Below are 19,179 nucleotides of genomic sequence, written 5' to 3'. Positions count from 1 at the left end.
GACAGTGACTAGGATGCTTCTATGCTGCCGCTGCTGGTTGCGCAGCCGGAGCACTAGGCGCTGCTGGAGCAGTTGGCGCTACCGGAGCTACTGGAACATCACCGACTCTTCTAACCACCTGCATTCCTGCTTGCTCTAAAATCACCGATGAATCAGAACCATTAAAATCAATTCGTCTTACCAAAATCTCCCCATTCGAGAGCCTCTGTCCTACCTGAACATAGCGACTGCTCGGTTCATCGGGTGCATCTACAATCGCATAAATTGTACTACCAATTTGTACTACTCCCGATACATTCACAGCCCTGGCCAACTCAGGCTGAGGCGGTAGCGCAGCCGGGAGCGCTCGAGGCAAGCGGGGAATATCAGGCAAAACAGGAATAGGCTGGGGCAGCAGTGCCTGTGTTCCAGAAGGTATTCTGAGTGAGCCACCACCTGAAGAACTGCGAACCGGAAGCCCTTGTCCTGGAGTACCGCCTCCTGTGGAGTTAGCACCTTGCCCAGCGCCTGACGAAGCTTGGCTATCTCTCGTAATCGTTACGGAAGGAGCAACAGGAACTAAAGCAAAAGGATCAGGACGTGCACTTTGAATACCTCTGAGCCGCTGATCGGGGTTCGTGGAGCTAATTAAGTCTGGTGGCATAATGCCTCGCGGTCTGTTCTGTTGAGTTTGCCCCCTACCCGTAGACTGAGAAAAAGGCTGAGCATTAAGCGATCGCTCTGCCATGCCAGGACTTAATTCAGGCGACACGGTAGGAGATTGCTGAGACACAGAATCCCCTCCCCCCACCAAGCCGCATCCACTTAAACACAAAGCCAGACCCACTGAAGCCGTAATGAACGAAACTTGGCGCATTCCCCCCTCCCCAAAAAGCTAGTACTTCAAAGATAATGCAAGCAAACAAAGTGAGAGATTTCTCTTTATGTAATTCTAAGAAACTCGGTTTTGATCAACTTTAAGGAGCAGGTCTCCCTGAACTTGCTTGAGATGAATTGGACTGCGACGAAACAGAGAATGGAAATTCAATAGGTGTATCTGAATCAGCTACTTCACCCCGTAAAGTTTGGGTATTTCCTTTATTTAGTAAAGTAATGGTGAAAGGGACAGCCCCAGAAGTTCCGCCACATCGCTGATATAGATTAACTGCAATAGTGTAGTCACCCATAGGCGCTTGGGTTTCGGGCCAAAACACGTTTTCAATCGGCACTGCGGTATCGGCTTGACATCCTGCATTGGCATCAACATCTAATTCGCCTGATGAGGCAACCCGAGGATTTTGATACCAGACCTGCGCGCCACTAGGATCGGTCACTGCTAAATCAAGGTCATCCGCCGTTGACCACTTTAAGGTGACTTGGATATCGCCAGTCCCTAAGCTTTGTTCTGAACACATTTCGCCTAGGTTAATGAGTCGTCCTGAAGCGTTGATCATAAAGCAGCCTTGTCGCTCTTGTGCGAAGGTCGGTGCAGTGCTAGCGACTAATAATGGCAGCAGTGCAAGTGGAAGAATAAGGGTCGATCTCAAGATGTTTAACATGGCAGGATAGGTGCCTACAGGAGTCTATTGCTAACCAAATATGCATTGGTAGAATGCCCTGATTTCAGGAGTAGCTATCAATTACTCTGGAAGGTGATGAAGTTTTCTTAAAAGTTGATTTAGAATTTTTCAGGGATTTCTCTATCATTTGTAGCGGAGTCAGAGTGGAGTTGGATAGATGCATTCATGTCCTTTCTATCTATGGCTTCTACTCAAGAACTCCATTCGCTAAAAGCTTTGTGGGCTGTAGTTTCAATCTACTGAAGAGACGTAAAGAGATTGTGGCATTCTGATAATAACTGAGCTATTGTTTGATGGCTTACGTTGCGTCAATTTTTTGTGGAAAGGGAGGAGTAGAGCGATGAATCTTCTAGAAAACAGACAACGTTGGATGCCAATGGGATTACCAATAGGATTGCTTGCATTGAGCACGATCGCCACTATTGTCGCGCTATTCAATGCTTCTCATGCCTCTGCTCAAGCTGCTTATGGAAGTTATATCGGTGTTGGTGGTTCCTTAGGGCTTACAGATGGCACAGAAGACGTTGAGCCTAGACGGGGTGGTGGGGTCGTGGCGGTTCGATATAACATTTTAGAACTGCCTATCTCTTTGCGGGCACAGGCTCTGGTTAGTGATGTAACGGCGATCGTCCCGACTGTTTCTTACGATATTCCCCTGAATTGGCAAACAACCGCTTACATTGGGGCAGGTGTTGCTATTCAAAATAGTGATACTTCGAGTTCTCCTGTCGGCAACAAAACGAGCTTTGCTATTCAACCTGGCATTGACTATGTAGTTCCCAATAGTGACCTCGTGGTGTTTGGCAATGCTGTAATTGCTTTTGATGCTTACCGCGACAGTGGAGGTACTGCTGCCGCTATTCAAGGTGGTCTCGGATGGAACTTTGGTCAGCGTTAATGCTGCCGGGGTTGCATTAAGAGTCAACTAATGATGCAATTAAGTGATGGAATAGTTAAGGCTGCAGCTTAATAGAGGCAGCCCAATGACGGGGGCGTGGCGGAATGGTAGACGCAACGGACTTAAAATCCGTTGACCGCAAGGTCGTGAGAGTTCGAGTCTCTCCGCCCCCATTGGTCAATTGAGGGTTTTAGGGTGTAGCAGTACCGCTGTAACCCTTGCCCAGAAAGGCTTTAGAATCAACGCCCATTTTTAGGCAAAATTTAGGCAAGTGGCTTGGGTGGCTTGGGGCGATCGGGGTGCAACATGACGCGACTGTAGGCACTGCGTAGATGATCACGGGTGATCCAGCGGTGGTAGGTAGCTTTGTGAACTGCGACAGAATGCCCCATCTGTAGCGCTGCCATGCCGTAGTCCATGCCAAACAACAGCGTCCGAACTGCCCAACAGTGCCTTAAGTCGTATGGGGTAAAGGGCAGTTCATACCGGGCGAATGCTTTGGAGACCGACCCGCCGATCGCTTTATTGGGGCGGTCGAGGTTAACGGGTGGCAGTTGGACATTGCACAAGTCGAATTGCTCAACCCATTCGGGGTAGCAAGCCCAGATTTCACGGGCGTTAGTTTTGGTGTCATCCAGAACCGAGAGAATTGGATCACCCGATCGCAATTGCTCAAAGTCAATCTTGAAGGCTTCATGATTCCTCAGCCCGTAGGTTGCCATCATCCCGTAGACCCAGCGCCAACCCGAATGGGGAATTTTATGGAAACACTCAATGATGGTTTGGTCATCTGGGAGGTCACGATGAGCCGCGCTTGCGGGTGAGTAGTTCCCGGCAAGTGGTGAGGGGTCGTAATCAACCGCGGCAAATTTGGCGATCGCCTTCATTGCCATGCAATAGCGCTGCCGTTTTTTGGTGTCTGGTTCAGTTGCCTTAATGAGTTGATCCATGAGCCTCGATGTGAGGGGCTGACCTTTGGGCAGAAATTTAAACACTTCTGCATAGTCACCGTTCCAGGTGGTCTCAGTTTTGTAAGTTCGTTTGCGCTTCTGGAAGTAATCTTGCTCGAACTGCTCAACCCATTGCCCACAGTTTTGGGGCTGAATCTGTACGTCATTTTTGGCGTACAGACTCCAATCAAATTTATTTTGGGTGAGCATTGCCCCAATTTCTCGCGCTTTGGCTTCTGCCAACTTCACGCCATCGATGCTGGCAGCAATGCCAAGGGTGATTCGTTGCTGATGTGGGACTGACTGAACCGCACCAGGGCGCGGGGGCAGTGTGGCACGTAGCCGCAACTTGCCCCCAGTTCGCTCGATCGCCACACCCACACGAGCGGCTTTTAATCGCCCGTTGGCTTGGGCGATGCGTCCGTCAATGTTCATCAATGTTCATCACTCAGGAGAAAGCCGTCTAGTTTTCCCTCTAGGACGTAGAAGGCAGATTCGGGTAGATGTGCCCTAATGCGATGCCAATGTCTCTCAGGCGGCGTTTTTTCTAGCACTGTGTTGATAAATTCGCTAGATATGCCTGACTTGATGCAGACTGCGATCGCCCATTTCAGCACGCGAGGTTCTGTGACATTGGCGGTACGGCGTTCCCCGCTGCGGGAAATCGTTACCCATCCCAGCTTGACTAGCTTCATCTCAATGCTCACTAGCACATCGACAAAGGTTTTTTGAGTGGCAAGGGTCATGCAGTGCCCTCCGTTCGCCATTGGTTGAACCAACTTTCGTCAGGCGGCGGTAGGGAACTGGCTGACGATGGCGGCTGCGGCTGCCGGCGGCGTTGCTTAATTTGGTTGAGGGTGTGGCGGATGAACTCGATTCCCACGGGCGGCGGTTCTGGCGGCGGTTCATTTGTACTTGTGGATAACCCCCCGCGCCCCCCAACAGCCCTTAAAGCAGAATCCGGCTTGACCCCTTTGGGGGGGTCATCCGGATCAGCAGTGTACAAGCTTATTGGATCAGTAGGTCGGATCATGGCTCCAGGAGCGGGTTTCAGGTTTTCAGGTTCTTCTATTTCCTCTAAAGTAGGTCGGATCATGGCTCCAGGAGCGGGTTTCAGTTGATTTTTACCCTCCCATAAGTCCCTATTTTTGTAGAAACTGCCCGCTGATACCCCATAGCTTTTAATCGCATAGAGCAGGTTTCTAATCCCACTGGGTAACGTGCCTTTCTGGGTCATGTCACTTAGGGCAGATTCAATCCTTTGACGGGCTTCACTGGCTTGTTGCTTGTTCCATGAGTTCGCTTTTGGGTCACTGCGAACTACCCTAAGCACCACATCCCCCCCGTACGGGTAATAGCCGCTATGTTCGATCGACCGCGCAAACTCCATGCATCGGTCAAACATCTCGTATTGATGATGGCAGTACTGTTTGTAGCCTGGTAAGTCTTCTGCAACCTCGCAGATCCGAGCGGCAAGCCGTTCACCGCTTAGGGGTGATCCACCGTAGAGGGCATGGAAAAACACGTACTCTCGTTGAGCAATGCGCCCTAGGATGTAGTTGGTTTGTCCGGAGCCTGTCCAGCCGCCTTCTACATCTGCATTCAGATCATTGAGAAACTTTTGGGCTGAGAACCTCAGTTTTTTGGGGGCTTGGCGGCTGAATTGCTTCAGGGTGAGGGTAAGAGTCTCTTCTGTGAGGGTGTTTCGACCTTCGGCTAGTCTCCAGCGCCGGACGAACTCGGCACGGGATGAGAGGACGGGTTCCATATCTCGATCGAGCAGGTAAGACCCTTGTTGCAGTGGCAGGCGGTGCCCATTGTAATCTCGACCTGTACAGCGGCGCGGGTTGGGAAATAGTTCTACCTGCCCTTTGTCGAGCTTAAATCCAGCACTCTGAATCAATGACTCAGCTGCCTGGGCGATCGCCCAGCTTTTCTGCCCATGGGAAAACGGGAAGTAAAGATGAATCCCATCAGAGTAGGAACTGCGAATTGGCACACATGAAACCAATCCCAGCGGCTCTAATGCATCGATGACTCGACCAATGGCGAATGGATCATGGGCTGGGTGCAACCGGGAACCGCGATCGATATCAATCATCAGGTAATGGGTGTTTTGCCCGAACCTGACTCCATACAGGTAAGCCCCTTGCTGGACTAATCGATCGCTTAACAAGTGGCGCGTCTCGGTTTGCCAATCCGGGCGATCGCCTGCCCCTGGATGTTCTGCCCAGAGGTATGAGCCACGGTGAGGGAATAGCTCTAGGAAGTCATCCCACTCTGGAACGAACCGGAATTTGTGCTGAACTGAGGCAAAGGGAGAAGCTACCATCTTCCCGCCCCTGTCTGTGTGCCAATTGACACCTCAATAGATGCTGATAACATACGATTAGTGATGGGTAAAGTTTACGAGTTAGAGGTAAGGAGTGCGCCCTCCTTAGCTCTAAAAGGGGATACCGTCCGGTGAAACTTGCCCACTGGTTGGGGTTAGGTTTTCTGGTTTCGGTTCAATGTCATGCAGTAGGAGGTTTAGCTCTCCTATTCGTCTTTCACAGCGCTGTCTGGTTAGCGGGTCGGTGGTGGTTCGCTGGATCTCTGACCAGAGCAGGCTGATGGACTCTACTAAGTAGTTATGTTTCACAGCGAGGGTTCTAACCTCGTCTTCTAATTCGTTGAAATGTTGCTGAATAAATCCGGAGGTTTGCGTATTCATAAATAATTCACTGTTTGTTTAGATTGACAAAGCGAAAATCAAGCGTCCCTACCAGGGCGCTTTTTTATTGGCGATCGCCCCCCGAAGAGGTGCGATCGCCTTGTTTCTCATAAGGTCTGAGAAACTGATGGGATGCAGCACGGGTGAGACCTCGAAATCAACCCCGTCCCGCACAACCAAAATGAACAGTTGTTCACTCTTAGAGCATTCTACAGTGAACGGCTGTTCATGAACAGTAGTTCAGTGTAAGATGAATAAAAATCAACACCCCTCACAGTTCATGAGTCTCCTGGAAGCTAAGAACAAAACCCCTGAACAAGTTGCAGAAGCTCTTGATGTGTCACTTAGAGCCGTCTATTACTGGGTATCAGGTCAACGAGAACCTCGGTTAACCATTACTCAGGTTCAAGCCCTATGCACTTTGCTGGACTGCTCTGTTCACGACATTCCACGGCAATTTGGACGGGCTGATATTCCTGAAGGTGACGCAATTAATTAGGAAGGTTGGCACTTGGGAGGATCGTCCCCTCCCCTTCCTCTGTCGCTGTGGCGACAAACAAGAGCCAGTGGGTAGTTGCATTACCCACTGGCATGACCCCAAGTTCACAAACAACTATGGAGCTTTATCAATTATGCGACGTTCGATGATTCCAGTATCCCTACCGTTGGTAGGGTCACTACTGATGATTGCAAGTTCTGTCCACTTGCCCCCAAGCAACGCCTCAATAGTCGATGATTACTGCGCCGCTAACCCCTACGGACTTGATGGGGAGCTATCACAAGGAGATGTAGAGGATCTCTCCTACCTTGCTTTCCCTCAAACCTCTGCCGATATGAGAAACCGCTTCGGCTCACCCAAGTGCATGGATGCGAGGTTGGACTATTACAAAGTGGCAGGCACTCTTGGATGGGTTGCCATTGAGTTTGCTGGAAGTGAGGCGATCGGTTATCGCACTTGGGCAGGAGAGTAGGAAGGTCGGCACCAGGGCGGATCATTCCCGCCCCTTCCTTTTCCCACTGATGAATCATCAGGGGTGACAGCCCGGAAAGACGGCAATGTAAAAGCCAGGGGGATAGCTTGAGACCCTCGACCCCTGGCAACCCCACACGGAGCTAATTTAATTCTATGTTTAGCGGTACTTCATGGCGCGGTAATGATGGTGAAGACGATATGACCCAAGAAGATTGGGGTAGACGTGGGCAAGAACAGGGACTTGCAGCAAGGGAAGGGGGCGATCCATTCCTATCAAGCCCTGATGCAGATGGAGACCCTACAGGCGGTTGCTACAATGCCGACTATCCTGATTCTTGGCACAATGAGCTAAACGACCGACTTGAAAAAGATGAATATTATGAGGCTGAAGTAGACAGCCAAGTTCGAGAATTGTACGATAACTCTTGAGAAGTGTACTACAACCGTAAAGGAGTCTGAACATGAAAGAAGCTACTAGGAGAATGATGGAGTCGATGAAAATCAAGTCCCCCGCTGTAGTACAGGCAAGGCTGAACCACTTGAGACAAAAGGATCAATTAAAGAAAGTAGGTTAATCAATTCACTCATCAATGGACACGAACCCGCCTCAGTGAGCGGGTTTTTTATTGGGCACTTTAGAAAAGACCGCGCTTAGAGGCTAAGGCGGTCAAACATAGATAGATATGGAGTTTGCCCAATGAAGTACCCTAAGTGCCTGCCTTACCCTAGCTCGTGGCTGAATGCCTTGTTTCTGCTTCTACTTGCTGCAATGAATATTTATATCATCAAGTCCGTCTTCATTTCTCAGGCTGTGCTGTCCTACTTGGCTAACCGTCCTGATCAGTTCATCCCAGTCATTTGCTTCACCTTGCTGTCTCCAATTTTGGCGATCGCTATTGTTCACCACCTTATTCATTTAGTATTGAGTCGCTACGTCCCTAAGCTTCAAGCCCCTGAAATCGGCATTGTCAAAGGGATAGTTCCTAACTTAATGAGTTTTTGGGAAGGAATTTGGGGCTGTGCGGCGATCGGTATTGCATCTACTACCACAACCTTCATAGGTTGGCTCATTCATCCACTTTTCAGCATTAGCTACCAGATCCCCTTGCCTAATGGCAACTCAGAGCAGTTTTTTGGACTTTTATCACTGACCTGGTTAACCTGTGCGGCTTACCTCTACCACTGCTTTTATCTAGTGGAACATCGCCTCATGGCTGTAGGTAGAGGCGATCGGCGGGCCCCTAACGCGGGAAAATCTGTCCTACAGTAGCAGGGGTGTAACGACAAATAGTTGTATCTGTTGGCGGCGGCGGCAGTGGCGGTGGTGGTGGAAATGACCAGTTTTCCGTAATCATGTTGGTTAACTTTGCTGAGTACCAGCTTGAAGGAAGCGTCGCATAACCTTACATTCATCAATGGACACTAACCCGCCTCAGTGAGCGGGTTTTTTATTGGACAGGGCATAGCTACCAGGTTGTAAGATCAGCCCAAAATAGAGAGAGGGGCACACCCCAACAGGTTGCCCCTACAAAAAACAGTAGTGGAGTTAATTGTATGCCCCGTCCCAACTTCTTATCCACCGACATTAAAGACCAAATCCTTCAAGAGCTAGAGCAAACCCCTGATGATTTCTACTTTGGAGAATTGCTTCACTTCATTTTGTTCCTCAAAGAACGCTACGACATTGAGATGGAGTCAGACGAAGATGCCGAAGACCTAGCAGATGCACAAGCCGCACTGCGAGAAATCGAAATTCAAGGGACTGTGCCCTGGGAACAAGTGAAAGCCGAATTAGGGGTGAAGTGATGCCCTACAGCATTGAGCTTTCTAGAGAGGCGCAGAAACAGTTGGCAGCCCTGTCTGATGAGGAATTGCAACAGCAGATCAGTACCGCCATCAACGAACTGAGTTCCCAGCCACGCCCCAACGGAGTCAGCAAAATCAAAGGCATGACTGATGTTTACCGTATCAGAGTCCGAGACTACCGAGTAGTCTACCAAATTCGAGACAAACAGCTTCTCATTTTGGTTTTGAGAGTCAAACATCGCCGGGAAGCGTATCGATAGCAATGAAGTAACTCGCCCCTTGTGAGCGGGTTTTTTATTGAATGAGGGTATCTTCTCCCCAAGTAAGAGGTATGAGTGGAAGTCATACGCCCTAACCCTGCTCCTGTAGTAGGGTTTTTCATTGGGTAAGGGCACTCTCTCCTCAATGTTTTGAGAGTCATCATCATGCCCAAGCCTTCATTAGGTCAAATATTTGGAAATAATGCATCTGTTAGTGCCACCGGCGAACTAACCATAAAGTTCTCAGACTTTTCCAACGTCGGATGGGACACAGCAGCGGGAACAACTGATGCGGAAAAGTGGCTAACTGCCATCCTCCTAAAAGCCCGTGCATTCAGCGTGTCTAACACAGATCAACTACCTAACGTAGTTGTGCAAGAACCTTACCCAGGCTTGCTAACCAGGAACAATGAACTAAAACGAGAGTATTCCTACAACGTTCAAATCTACGTTACAGATACAGGCACAAATGTTCCCGACCCTGACTTAATTTAGGATAATTATGCCCATTGCTCAATGTCCCAGAGCCGTTACTGCACGCGTTACTTATGACTACCTCGATAATGGGATTGAGTATTCACCAACCGGGGTAATAGTCTCAAACGAACCGGGTGTAATCGTTAGTAAGATCAAGCTAAATGATGAGGGTGGTAATGTAAACTGTCGTCTCTACACTCTTGAAATTGTTGTAGGACAATACAGCAGAACTGAACCCATGCAATTGGGGCAACGAGTGGATCTCTTTAACGATTACATCGTAGAGGCTACTGTTTATGGACCGATTGGGGAAGCTCGGATCATTAATGTGCCAACCTCTAACGGGACTCGGCAAAAAATAGAATTATTTTGCCGTGCCCCTTTCGGCTATTTCTCAGGAGGGTGTTTTACTCCTGATTTTTACGAGATCGGAATTCTTGCAGGGACTAGAAATAATGCGCACTTCTTAGACCCGGATAACATCAGAGTTCAAGCAATTAGATATTTTACTAATCCAGTTCCACCCTGTCGGTTTGTCGTCTTAGATGGCACGGGCTACATTTACGATCGCACTGAATCTGTGTGTCCCTCGACAACCGTGACCTGTGAGGGCACGTGTCTACCAGGTGGAGCTAGAATTGGCGGCTGTTGCGTTGACTGTAGCGACTTAACGGAAAATTTAGAAGCTATTAGGCAAGCAATGAGGCGGTTATGAGCGATTGTTGTGAAGAGCTTCTAGCCCAGGTTAGAGCCTTACGGAGTGAGAGTGAGGGGTTAGCGGGTGTACTGCCTAGAATTGCCAGATTAGAAGCATTGGTGCAAGAAATGTCACAAGATCGCGGTTCAGTTGATTTATCAAGTGTCCTTAGCCAGCTCAGTCAAATCCGGTCACAAGTTTCAGGACTGAGTGGGCAGATTCAAGCCACCGAAAACACCATCATATCTACCCTATCGAGCGTCCTCTCAGGAGTTGAATCAAGGTTTAGAGGGATAGTTAGCGATGTTCTGATGGCTATTCGGCAGCTTTCACCAGACCTAATAGCAGCAATTAGAACAGTCCGGGATGAGCTACTGGCTCCAATTCAAGCAATTACATCTGAAATTAGGAATGTAGTTATTGAACTCATATCCCCAATTGCTCAGGCGATCGCCCAATTAATTCAGATGGTTGCTCTGTTTATTGGCGGCAGTGCCAACAGTGAAGCGGTGAGCGCGATCAATGTAGCAAAGTCTGAAATCATCAGTCATGTCAAGCTAGAAGCGGCTGAAACTAAGGGACTGGTTCGCCAAGCCCAAGCCCAAATCATGACTGCATTAGAGAATCTACTCTCTCTCGTGCAAAGGCTGTCTGGTTCATTGGCAGAACTGGTAGGCATTGCCGCCCAGATTCGGCTCATTATTGATGGTATCAACGCTCTGAAAAGTTTGATTCAAAGCATTGATAACAGATTCAGCGGGCTAGAGGTCATTATCAACTCCATCTTGGCTAACCTGAGAGATTTATCAAGTCAGATTCAAAATGCTCTAAGAGCAATTTTTCTAGAGCAATTTGCGTCATTTATAGCTCAAATCATTGCGCTATTCGCTAACCAGGGCGGCGGCAATGATGCAGTAAGCGCGATTAACGTGGCTAAGTCTGAAATCATTAGCCACATCAAACTAGAGTCTGCTGAAATTAAGGCGCTGATTCGACAGTTCCAACAGCAAGTCATCGATTCCTTATCATCTCTCACTACTATCGTCAGAGCTTTAAGTCAACAGGTGAAGGATTTTGCTGCTAAGTTTGATAGCGCTTTCACAGTGTTGAAAGAGTCAATCAAAAGCTTATCAACTCAAATACTTGGGGCTATAAAAAACGCTATCGATAAGAACGAGGCTCAAACAAAAGATCAAACAAAGCAGATCCTAGAAGCCATCAAAAAAGCACTCGAACCTGTCCTTAAGCAACTAGAAAAGCTTGGGTACAGAATAGCTAGAGTTTACGCTATTCTGGGGGGCACTTTTTGGGGGGCGATCGATGATCAGAGATTACCAGAGGGGCGCATAGATCCAGAGAACTTGATACGCGAAGCGAGAACGGGACTATATGGAGATGGAAACACCTCCAGCGGGGTTAGAGTACTGAACCTCATTAATATAATTACCAATCTATCCGCAGTTAACTATCAACGCTCTGGCTTCAATCGTTTCCCGGCAACTGTACCCAAAAACATCACAAGTAATAGTAATGAAACAGTAACCATCTATGATGCTGCATCATGGCAAGAATGGCTGTTTCTACAACTCGATTCAATATCAGGAAATTACCCGATAAAAATTAAGTATAAGAATGCGGCGGGGATTGAGAAGAACATTGAGTTTCTCAACCAAGCGGAAGCACTAGCGGAACTTATTGGTTTAACGATGTCACTCGATGTTGATACCGATATTTTACAAGAATTAGCATTTAAGGGAATTGCTGAAACCATTAAGGGGCAGGCGGCGGCGGTAACGGCTTCAGACTATGCCAAGGCGAACGCTAAATATTTGGGCTATCGGCACAGAGAATCAGAAAGAGATATAAAACTTTCAGTTTCACCGGGCGCTAAATCAATTAAAGACGCTCTCAAACCATCTACCAAAAAAATACCCTCGTGGGAATTCGCGGGGGATAAAGATCTTCAAGAAGTTCTTCAAGCGTTGGTGACGGCAGGTGAGATGACAAAAGCTTCTGTGTTTAGACCGTGGGACATTCTAAACAGTGAACTACCCGGCGATCGCATTAAATCGGCTCAAGAGGCTAGTTCTAACCAGGATGATCAGGCGTGGGCAGAGTTCATTGCACAGATTAAGAACCCACCTGCTAACCAACTTGACCCGACAGCGCCCCAAGCCGATATTCGCAACCTGGCACAAAATGAGGGGGCAGAATGAGCCTAATCACGATTTCTAGGGATGCGCTAAAGAGCCAACAAGTGAGGGCATTAGTCGGATCACGGGTGATAGATGTTTTCGCATCCCTATCAGCAGAGCCAGAAGGAGACGGTGGACAAGGGGGAGGGCTGATTAATTGGGCGATCGGAGGATTGACCCGCTTTGGAGGCTTCCTAATTCAGGCGGCGTTCTCTATTGGCACTTGGCTTCTGACTCATGCATGGGAATCGCTAGTTGAGTTGACATTTACCATTGTCACTTTTGACTGGAACCAAACAGACGCTTCTATCAAGGCAGAAATCAGCCAAAATAACACCGCTATTTTTGGCGCTTTAGGGAACCTCGCAGGAACGGGGCTAGTATGGCTGACTAGCCTTGGGGTTGCCTCCCTAGCTGCGATCAAGTTCCCGGTGATTGCGGGGAAAATCGCCCTAGCTCTAGCAGAAGAGGGGGGCGAAGAGATTCGGGGACAGCTTGCCCAACTTTTCAGCACTGCCCGCCGATCGTTGCTGTCGAATTGGGTGTTAACTGAAGTTCTCACACAGCGTAGATTGAGGCTTTTTGGACAAGCGCCAATCACAAGCGAGCGGGAACCCTGGACAATCGCGGGGCAGGTTGAGAAAAGTGTGGAAAGCATTGGCAACCCACAGCTTAAGGCATTTGTTAGTAACTTCATTGAGTCAGCAACGGAAGCAATTATTGAGGTCGGTTATGTGGTTTCCTATGCCTTAGATGATTACTACTCTTCTACCAAGCTTGCTAATGAGGGGGCATTTGGAGAGAAACGAGCGGTAAAAATTACTCCAGATGCACGGGTGGAAGGTGAAACCATCGTTTTAACTGGATCTCAGAAGCTGATCCAGCAAGATATTCAAACCACGTTAGCAACCCATAAGCTAGTCTATAACCGAGATGTAGGGCAGATTGTGGGTCAACCTGCTGAGGACTGGCTGAAGGCAGGCACACAGCGGCGCAAACTGACGATTGTATTCAAGTCAAAACCAGAGCCACCTTGGATCATTCCCTCTGGAAGGGTTAGAGAGGTGACGGCAACCATCCCAGACGCAAAGGTTGGCTTATCTTGGGCAACCATCAAAGCGGCGGCTAACCCTTGGACATGGGGGAAGTATCGAGCGACTGCAAACCTAGACAATGGGAGGCAAATGGCGGTTTATGGCGCTAGTGAAGGGCAAGCCGAAACAAAGTTAAGAGAGTTACTTGCTCTTTCCACAGCTAACATCCTGACCCTATCGGTCACTGAAGAGAAGGATCGGCATCAGAACCTCAAAAAAGATCCGGTTCAGATGTACCCAGCTTATGCAACTCTACTCATTCGGCGCTCTACTGCTGAGTTAACCGGAACAAATGACCTATCAGGGCAGAACTTTAAGCAAGAACATATCAGGCTAGAGCTTTGGACTGAGACGGAGCCGGAAGGCATTTCCCCCTTACAATGAGCGATTTATGGACACTGTTGGGCACGAACACCAGACGGGCGATCAAACGTAGGCGATCGCGCTTTGGGCGCTCATACACCTATAACCCACGGGGTGACCTGTTACAGCGGCTCTCAGAAGAAACAGGGCAATCTCGTGAGCAAGTCTATCAGCAACTTCTGGATATCAGGCAAGATTTGCTCAGAAATAGCAGTTAATTATAAAAATTTTGCCTCTTACTTCTAGCCTGTACATAGGCGCTACCCTAGGGGGGCGGCATGATAGGTGTCAGTATTTTCCGAGCCTTGACGGGCGTTGTTAGGCTTCATAGCGTAGGAATCAAATCGGTTACCTATTCAGGAGTTTGATCAATGCCACGAGCACGCGGGGCGCGTTCCCCAGTCTTTGTTACGATTGGAACCCTAAAGTATGGATTTCAAGCCAGTTCTACATCTTCAACTTATGCGGCTGAGTTGGGACACACACCGTTTGTAGCGCAAGCGGGTGTGTTTTTTGGTGCCAATGCGCCCAAACCTGCTAGGGCTACTAAAGAGTTTACAACCACAATTGTAGGCAGCTTCTGCGATGACAGCAAAATTGCCACGCTGAAAACTACGGGTTGGACTGTAACTCAGTCTGGCATCCGTCGTGGTCTCAAGCGTTCCGGTCGAGTTCGTACGGTTTTCATTGACATGGGAACCTATAACTATGCCTGGAATATCACGGTCGATGATGTGGACTTGGCGGCTGATTTAGGGTTTGAACTGGCTGTTGGTTCGACTCCTAACATGGTGTGGGGTTCGACTCCTAAACCACCACGTGCAACCCGTAGGACTTTAACTGGATCTGAGTCAACTTTCATGAAACCTACCACCGCAGTTGCAAACGCCGCGGCGGCGGCGGGGTGGACAGTTTCTGATAAGTACAATTTGATTCCCGATCTCTAATGCTGATCCTTCCCGGTAATCCTTTATTTGACCTGACGCTTTCGACGGCAGTTCCCCCGAATTGGCGTGACGTGGCTGTGAAGCATGACACGTTTGCATTTATCGCAGAGCCTGGTAGCGGCGTGATGCGTCCTGCCTCACCTGGCGATTTGCAAGACTACCTTGAGGGGGGCGAGTACGACGAACGACTAGAGGATATGGATGAAGATTGGGAAGGTGAAGAGTAGGGAATAGGGAAAAATGCCAGAGTTTCAACTACAAGATGCTGCCAACTGGGAAAAGGTCTATGACCAGAGCTACCAAGGTTCAGCTATCACACCTACCAGGTACACCCCTATTCCCCCGTTTGTGATCAGTCGGCTCTTTCCTTCTCACACGCTTCTGATTGCCACTGACTCGTCAGAGGCTCTAGCACATTGGCGGTTAGGTGTACGGGTGCAAATGATCATTGATGCACCAAGTACTGATTTTGTTCAGATTGATACCAATCAAATCTCAATTCCCATCAATCGCGGTCTATTGGTGAGGTTTCCAAAGCTTTCAACCCTATACCGTTTGCGGGTTGAGGTTCCCAAATGGCATCGAACTATGCGGGTCACGATTTGGGAGTACAGCGGTACAGAGGCATCTGACACCGAAACTCTTGAATTCATTAGGGAAGACTTACAACGCCTTGAGGGTAAGGTGAATAGCTTGCTATGACTTGGAACCAGATTGCTGAATTTACGTTGACTCAAAACTGGCAATATACCGCGCCACTAGCAGGACGGTTGTTCCGTTTTCGGCATTTAACATCTGACCCAGAATCTAGAGGTCTAGTTAGTCAAGGGTTCTTAAATGAGACTTTCGAGCTGTTAGATACACGCCGGATCAATCCTAAGAATCAGCATGATTTGATTGATTTCGTTTGCCCTGATGAACTTATTGGTTATCGTCGGCTTGCTCTCAAACTGAACACGTTTTCTACAACTTCATGGACTGTAGCCATCGACGTTTTTGAAGCGGTAGATCCGACTAATGAACCAACATTGCTATCGCTAGCAATTGATGATCATGAGGCTGACCTAACAGCGCATAGCCAGTATGTAGACTCTACAGAATTGCTGGTGGCGCTGGCTGACAGAGTGAAGACCTCAGATTTAACAGCGGCGCTGGCTGACAAGGTGACAACCGCAGCATTGATGACGGCGCTTGCTGCTAATGCCAACCGGATCACCCTAACGGCTCAAACCACTGATGCCACATTAACGGAGATAGTTACCCCTCAGAGGGTTCTAATTCATGCCAATTCGTCAGCAGGCTATGAAATTTCCTTGGTAGGTCACAGCACAGCGGCAACGCCTGAATTTATTTACTGGCTTGGTTCAGGGGCACTCTACCGAGGGGCGGCAGCGGCAAGCACTGTTTTACAAACTGCCACGGGAACCCGGCGATCGTCGCTGGGCAATGGCACGAACTGGACACCGACCGTAACGGCTGACACGGTGAACGGAGGGCTGAAAATTCAGGTTAAAGGGGATGCTGGGAAAACCATCAAATGGGTAGCCTCAGTGCAATTAACGGAGGTTTGGTAATGGGATTACAAGCACCGATAGAGATTCATGGGTTAACCAGTGAGAAGGGTTACTGGAGGTTGAGCGAATTACATTGGAGCATCAATGAACCTCTTTCAGTGAGGTTGGCTCTCAATGGGTATGCATCTCAACAAGCCTTCCAGGAGGGCAAGGAACCGATCAAAAATCTTCCCTACCTTGTGGAGATTGATCCGGAGGTGCCGGACGATGCCAAGGTGAAAATTTTGGTAACGATCCGCAGTTTGGGCTATCTAGAGGCTAAGTCTATTCCAGAAATGGAAGGGGCGCTAGATGTATGAACAGTGATATAACGGGCTTCATTTTTGGGGCGATCGGTTGCTCTGTCACAGTTGGCACTATTTTATGGCGGGTAATTCTCATCAAGGTCAATAGTGAAATGCTATTGCTACGACATGACCTTGAGAAAAAAGACCTTCAGATCTCAAACTTGCAAGATGTGCAAAGCCTATCCCATAACGGTTTCAAAGAAAAATTCTCTCATTTCAGTGAACGAATTAGAACAGAAGTCGTATCAATTGAAAAGCAGGTTAAGCACATTGATCATTACCTATCTAAAACGACTTCTTACGAGACTAGGGAATAGGACTGAACCTGACTTATGATCACAATCCAATTTGTCAAAAGTTCCTTCCTTCGGCTCCAGCCTAAAGCTATTAGTGATCTGACAGAGGATTATTTCTGCACTGTTCCGAAAGCGTTAATGGTTGGAGTTAAAGCCTATAAACCTAATGTGGGTCTATTTATTCAAGTTACTTTCGATCGCATGTTTAAGGGGAGAAATACCTGGTTAGTCTATTCACCTGACATAAAAATGGAAGGGTTAGAACCTGGCAATAAACCCAGTGATAAGAATCCAACTGCGAAGGCAAGGGGAGCTATTATCGTTCTCCCTGGTAACAGGTCTAAATTCTATGGGAATCAATCAATCCTTCCCGGTGGGAATTTCACATGGGGAGAAGCGACACACGGGGGGACTAGGCAAGTCCAAGACGTGGCAGTCATTGAGGGCATCATTCGGATCGCCAAATCTCTAGAACTTGTGAGAGAAAAGTTAGGCAATGCTCCCATAAAAATTAATTCTTGGTACAGAGATCCTAGAACTAATGCATCGGTAGGGGGGGCTTCCCAGTCTCGCCACATGTGGGGGGATGCCGTTGATTTTGTGATAGATGGGGTCAGCCCTTATGACATTTATGATAGGTTAAGCCCTTGGTGGGGCGATCGAGGCGGGCTGGCTAGTTCATCTGTTTTTACCCATCTTGATGCACGGGGCTACGAAGCAAGATGGGACTATGGATTTTAAGCCAGAATTTTGCCCTCATTGAGGGGATCTAACCCAGTTTTTAGGCTAGAATTTAGGCAATTACCGATGGGTTAGTCCTGAAAGGCATATCTAGCAAGCTTTTCAGAACGGCGGTCTAGGGACTTAAAATCCGTTGACCGCAAGGTCGTGAGAGTTCGAGTCTCTCCGCCCCCATTGGTCAATTGAGGGTTTTAGGGTGTAGCAGTACCGCTGTAACCCTTGCCCAGAAAGGCTTTAGAATCAACGCCCATTTTTAGGCAAAATTTAGGCAAGTGGCTTGGGTGGCTTGGGGCGATCGGGGTGCAACATGACGCGACTGTAGGCACTGCGTAGATGATCACGGGTGATCCAGCGGTGGTAGGTAGCTTTGTGAACTGCGACAGAATGCCCCATCTGTAGCGCTGCCATGCCGTAGTCCATGCCAAACAACAGCGTCCGAACTGCCCAACAGTGCCTTAAGTCGTATGGGGTAAAGGGCAGTTCATACCGGGCGAATGCTTTGGAGACCGACCCGCCGATCGCTTTATTGGGGCGGTCGAGGTTAACGGGTGGCAGTTGGACATTGCACAAGTCGAATTGCTCAACCCATTCGGGGTAGCAAGCCCAGATTTCACGGGCGTTAGTTTTGGTGTCATCCAGAACCGAGAGAATTGGATCACCCGATCGCAATTGCTCAAAGTCAATCTTGAAGGCTTCATGATTCCTCAGCCCGTAGGTTGCCATCATCCCGTAGACCCAGCGCCAACCCGAATGGGGAATTTTATGGAAACACTCAATGATGGTTTGGTCATCTGGGAGGTCACGATGAGCCGCGCTTGCGGGTGAGTAGTTCCCGGCAAGTGGTGAGGGGTCGTAATCAACCGCGGCAAATTTGGCGATCGCCTTCATTGCCATGCAATAGCGCTGCCGTTTTTTGGTGTCTGGTTCAGTTGCCTTAATGAGTTGATCCATGAGCCTCGATGTGAGGGGCTGACCTTTGGGCAGAAATTTAAACACTTCTGCATAGTCACCGTTCCAGGTGGTCTCAGTTTTGTAAGTTCGTTTGCGCTTCTGGAAGTAATCTTGCTCGAACTGCTCAACCCATTGCCCACAGTTTTGGGGCTGAATCTGTACGTCATTTTTGGCGTACAGACTCCAATCAAATTTATTTTGGGTGAGCATTGCCCCAATTTCTCGCGCTTTGGCTTCTGCCAACTTCACGCCATCGATGCTGGCAGCAATGCCAAGGGTGATTCGTTGCTGATGTGGGACTGACTGAACCGCACCAGGGCGCGGGGGCAGTGTGGCACGTAGCCGCAACTTGCCCCCAGTTCGCTCGATCGCCACACCCACACGAGCGGCTTTTAATC

General features: G+C 48.7%; 26 protein-coding genes and 2 tRNA genes. 21 read left to right on the top strand and 7 right to left on the bottom strand.

What is annotated here, in order from left to right; all coding sequences use genetic code 11:
* Window positions 1-19 precede the first annotated feature (19 nt).
* Complete coding sequence (locus tag KME11_03190; protein MBW4514212.1) at window positions 20-856, bottom strand: hypothetical protein; 837 nt, start codon at window positions 854-856, stop codon at window positions 20-22.
* Window positions 857-956: 100 nt separating this feature from the next.
* On the bottom strand, window positions 957-1,526 hold the full coding sequence (locus KME11_03185; GenBank protein MBW4514211.1) for a hypothetical protein: 570 nt from the start codon (window positions 1,524-1,526) through the stop codon (window positions 957-959).
* A gap of 403 nt (window positions 1,527-1,929) precedes the next feature.
* Here KME11_03185 and KME11_03180 point away from each other — a divergent pair, with 403 nt between their 5' ends.
* On the top strand, window positions 1,930-2,457 hold the full coding sequence (locus KME11_03180) for a porin family protein (protein ID MBW4514210.1): 528 nt from the start codon (window positions 1,930-1,932) through the stop codon (window positions 2,455-2,457).
* 90 nt (window positions 2,458-2,547) lie between these two features.
* Window positions 2,548-2,630: transfer RNA gene (locus tag KME11_03175), tRNA-Leu, on the top strand.
* Window positions 2,631-2,720: 90 nt separating this feature from the next.
* Here KME11_03175 and KME11_03170 read toward each other — a convergent pair.
* From KME11_03170 to KME11_03155, 4 genes are all read right to left on the bottom strand, one after another.
* Window positions 2,721-3,407 carry a hypothetical protein gene (locus KME11_03170; GenBank protein MBW4514209.1) on the bottom strand — a complete coding sequence of 229 codons (687 nt, stop codon included), beginning with the start codon at window positions 3,405-3,407 and terminating at the stop codon, window positions 2,721-2,723.
* A 434-nt stretch (window positions 3,408-3,841) separates the two neighbouring features.
* Complete coding sequence (locus KME11_03165) at window positions 3,842-4,153, bottom strand: hypothetical protein (GenBank protein MBW4514208.1); 312 nt, start codon at window positions 4,151-4,153, stop codon at window positions 3,842-3,844.
* Window positions 4,150-5,739, bottom strand: a complete 1,590-nt coding sequence (locus KME11_03160; protein ID MBW4514207.1) for a hypothetical protein — start codon at window positions 5,737-5,739, stop codon at window positions 4,150-4,152. The genes KME11_03165 and KME11_03160 overlap by 4 nt, the downstream gene beginning before the upstream one ends.
* Before the next feature lie 111 nt (window positions 5,740-5,850).
* Window positions 5,851-6,120, bottom strand: a complete 270-nt coding sequence (locus tag KME11_03155; GenBank protein MBW4514206.1) for a hypothetical protein — start codon at window positions 6,118-6,120, stop codon at window positions 5,851-5,853.
* A gap of 280 nt (window positions 6,121-6,400) precedes the next feature.
* Here KME11_03155 and KME11_03150 point away from each other — a divergent pair, with 280 nt between their 5' ends.
* The 19 genes from KME11_03150 (at window position 6,401) to KME11_03060 (ending at window position 18,004) form a co-directional block, all read left to right on the top strand.
* Window positions 6,401-6,619, top strand: coding sequence for a helix-turn-helix transcriptional regulator (locus tag KME11_03150; protein MBW4514205.1), 219 nt, complete (start codon window positions 6,401-6,403; stop codon window positions 6,617-6,619).
* A gap of 133 nt (window positions 6,620-6,752) precedes the next feature.
* Window positions 6,753-7,091, top strand: coding sequence for a hypothetical protein (locus KME11_03145; GenBank protein ID MBW4514204.1), 339 nt, complete (start codon window positions 6,753-6,755; stop codon window positions 7,089-7,091).
* A 155-nt stretch (window positions 7,092-7,246) separates the two neighbouring features.
* Complete coding sequence (locus KME11_03140) at window positions 7,247-7,522, top strand: hypothetical protein (protein MBW4514203.1); 276 nt, start codon at window positions 7,247-7,249, stop codon at window positions 7,520-7,522.
* A 268-nt stretch (window positions 7,523-7,790) separates the two neighbouring features.
* On the top strand, window positions 7,791-8,363 hold the full coding sequence (locus KME11_03135; GenBank protein ID MBW4514202.1) for a hypothetical protein: 573 nt from the start codon (window positions 7,791-7,793) through the stop codon (window positions 8,361-8,363).
* A gap of 284 nt (window positions 8,364-8,647) precedes the next feature.
* Window positions 8,648-8,899 carry a hypothetical protein gene (locus KME11_03130; protein MBW4514201.1) on the top strand — a complete coding sequence of 84 codons (252 nt, stop codon included), beginning with the start codon at window positions 8,648-8,650 and terminating at the stop codon, window positions 8,897-8,899.
* A complete protein-coding gene (locus KME11_03125) occupies window positions 8,899-9,159 on the top strand; it encodes a type II toxin-antitoxin system RelE/ParE family toxin (GenBank protein ID MBW4514200.1) in 261 nt (86 codons plus the stop codon). The genes KME11_03130 and KME11_03125 overlap by 1 nt, the downstream gene beginning before the upstream one ends.
* A gap of 165 nt (window positions 9,160-9,324) precedes the next feature.
* The gene (locus KME11_03120) at window positions 9,325-9,654 is read left to right on the top strand and encodes a hypothetical protein (protein ID MBW4514199.1); all 330 of its coding nucleotides are present in this window, start codon (window positions 9,325-9,327) and stop codon (window positions 9,652-9,654) included.
* Between the two features lie 7 nt (window positions 9,655-9,661).
* Window positions 9,662-10,351, top strand: coding sequence for a hypothetical protein (locus tag KME11_03115; protein ID MBW4514198.1), 690 nt, complete (start codon window positions 9,662-9,664; stop codon window positions 10,349-10,351).
* On the top strand, window positions 10,348-12,549 hold the full coding sequence (locus KME11_03110) for a hypothetical protein (protein MBW4514197.1): 2,202 nt from the start codon (window positions 10,348-10,350) through the stop codon (window positions 12,547-12,549). The genes KME11_03115 and KME11_03110 overlap by 4 nt, the downstream gene beginning before the upstream one ends.
* Window positions 12,546-14,006: a hypothetical protein gene (locus KME11_03105; GenBank protein ID MBW4514196.1), complete on the top strand. Its 1,461-nt coding sequence runs from the start codon at window positions 12,546-12,548 to the stop codon at window positions 14,004-14,006. The genes KME11_03110 and KME11_03105 overlap by 4 nt, the downstream gene beginning before the upstream one ends.
* Window positions 14,003-14,203 carry a hypothetical protein gene (locus tag KME11_03100; protein MBW4514195.1) on the top strand — a complete coding sequence of 67 codons (201 nt, stop codon included), beginning with the start codon at window positions 14,003-14,005 and terminating at the stop codon, window positions 14,201-14,203. Before KME11_03105 ends, KME11_03100 begins: the two co-directional genes overlap by 4 nt.
* A gap of 153 nt (window positions 14,204-14,356) precedes the next feature.
* Window positions 14,357-14,932 (top strand): hypothetical protein, encoded by a 576-nt coding sequence (locus KME11_03095; protein ID MBW4514194.1) that lies wholly within the window; start codon window positions 14,357-14,359, stop codon window positions 14,930-14,932.
* Entirely contained in the window at window positions 14,932-15,159 is a 228-nt protein-coding gene (locus KME11_03090) for a hypothetical protein (protein ID MBW4514193.1), read from the top strand. Before KME11_03095 ends, KME11_03090 begins: the two co-directional genes overlap by 1 nt.
* Before the next feature lie 13 nt (window positions 15,160-15,172).
* The gene (locus KME11_03085) at window positions 15,173-15,634 is read left to right on the top strand and encodes a hypothetical protein (protein ID MBW4514192.1); all 462 of its coding nucleotides are present in this window, start codon (window positions 15,173-15,175) and stop codon (window positions 15,632-15,634) included.
* On the top strand, window positions 15,631-16,506 hold the full coding sequence (locus KME11_03080) for a hypothetical protein (protein MBW4514191.1): 876 nt from the start codon (window positions 15,631-15,633) through the stop codon (window positions 16,504-16,506). The genes KME11_03085 and KME11_03080 overlap by 4 nt, the downstream gene beginning before the upstream one ends.
* Complete coding sequence (locus KME11_03075; protein ID MBW4514190.1) at window positions 16,506-16,805, top strand: hypothetical protein; 300 nt, start codon at window positions 16,506-16,508, stop codon at window positions 16,803-16,805. Before KME11_03080 ends, KME11_03075 begins: the two co-directional genes overlap by 1 nt.
* Window positions 16,802-17,110 carry a hypothetical protein gene (locus KME11_03070; protein ID MBW4514189.1) on the top strand — a complete coding sequence of 103 codons (309 nt, stop codon included), beginning with the start codon at window positions 16,802-16,804 and terminating at the stop codon, window positions 17,108-17,110. Before KME11_03075 ends, KME11_03070 begins: the two co-directional genes overlap by 4 nt.
* A gap of 15 nt (window positions 17,111-17,125) precedes the next feature.
* Window positions 17,126-17,830: a DUF882 domain-containing protein gene (locus tag KME11_03065; protein MBW4514188.1), complete on the top strand. Its 705-nt coding sequence runs from the start codon at window positions 17,126-17,128 to the stop codon at window positions 17,828-17,830.
* Window positions 17,831-17,898: 68 nt separating this feature from the next.
* Window positions 17,899-18,004 (top strand) — tRNA-Leu (locus KME11_03060).
* 90 nt (window positions 18,005-18,094) lie between these two features.
* Here the strand turns inward: KME11_03060 and KME11_03055 are convergent.
* Entirely contained in the window at window positions 18,095-18,781 is a 687-nt protein-coding gene (locus KME11_03055) for a hypothetical protein (GenBank protein MBW4514187.1), read from the bottom strand.
* Window positions 18,782-19,179 lie beyond the last annotated feature (398 nt).

The organism is Timaviella obliquedivisa GSE-PSE-MK23-08B (assembly GCA_019358855.1).
GTDB classification, from domain to species: domain Bacteria; phylum Cyanobacteriota; class Cyanobacteriia; order Elainellales; family Elainellaceae; genus Timaviella; species Timaviella obliquedivisa.
The sequence above is the reverse complement of the archived record's forward strand: the minus strand, read 5'-3'. Positions and strand labels throughout refer to the sequence as shown.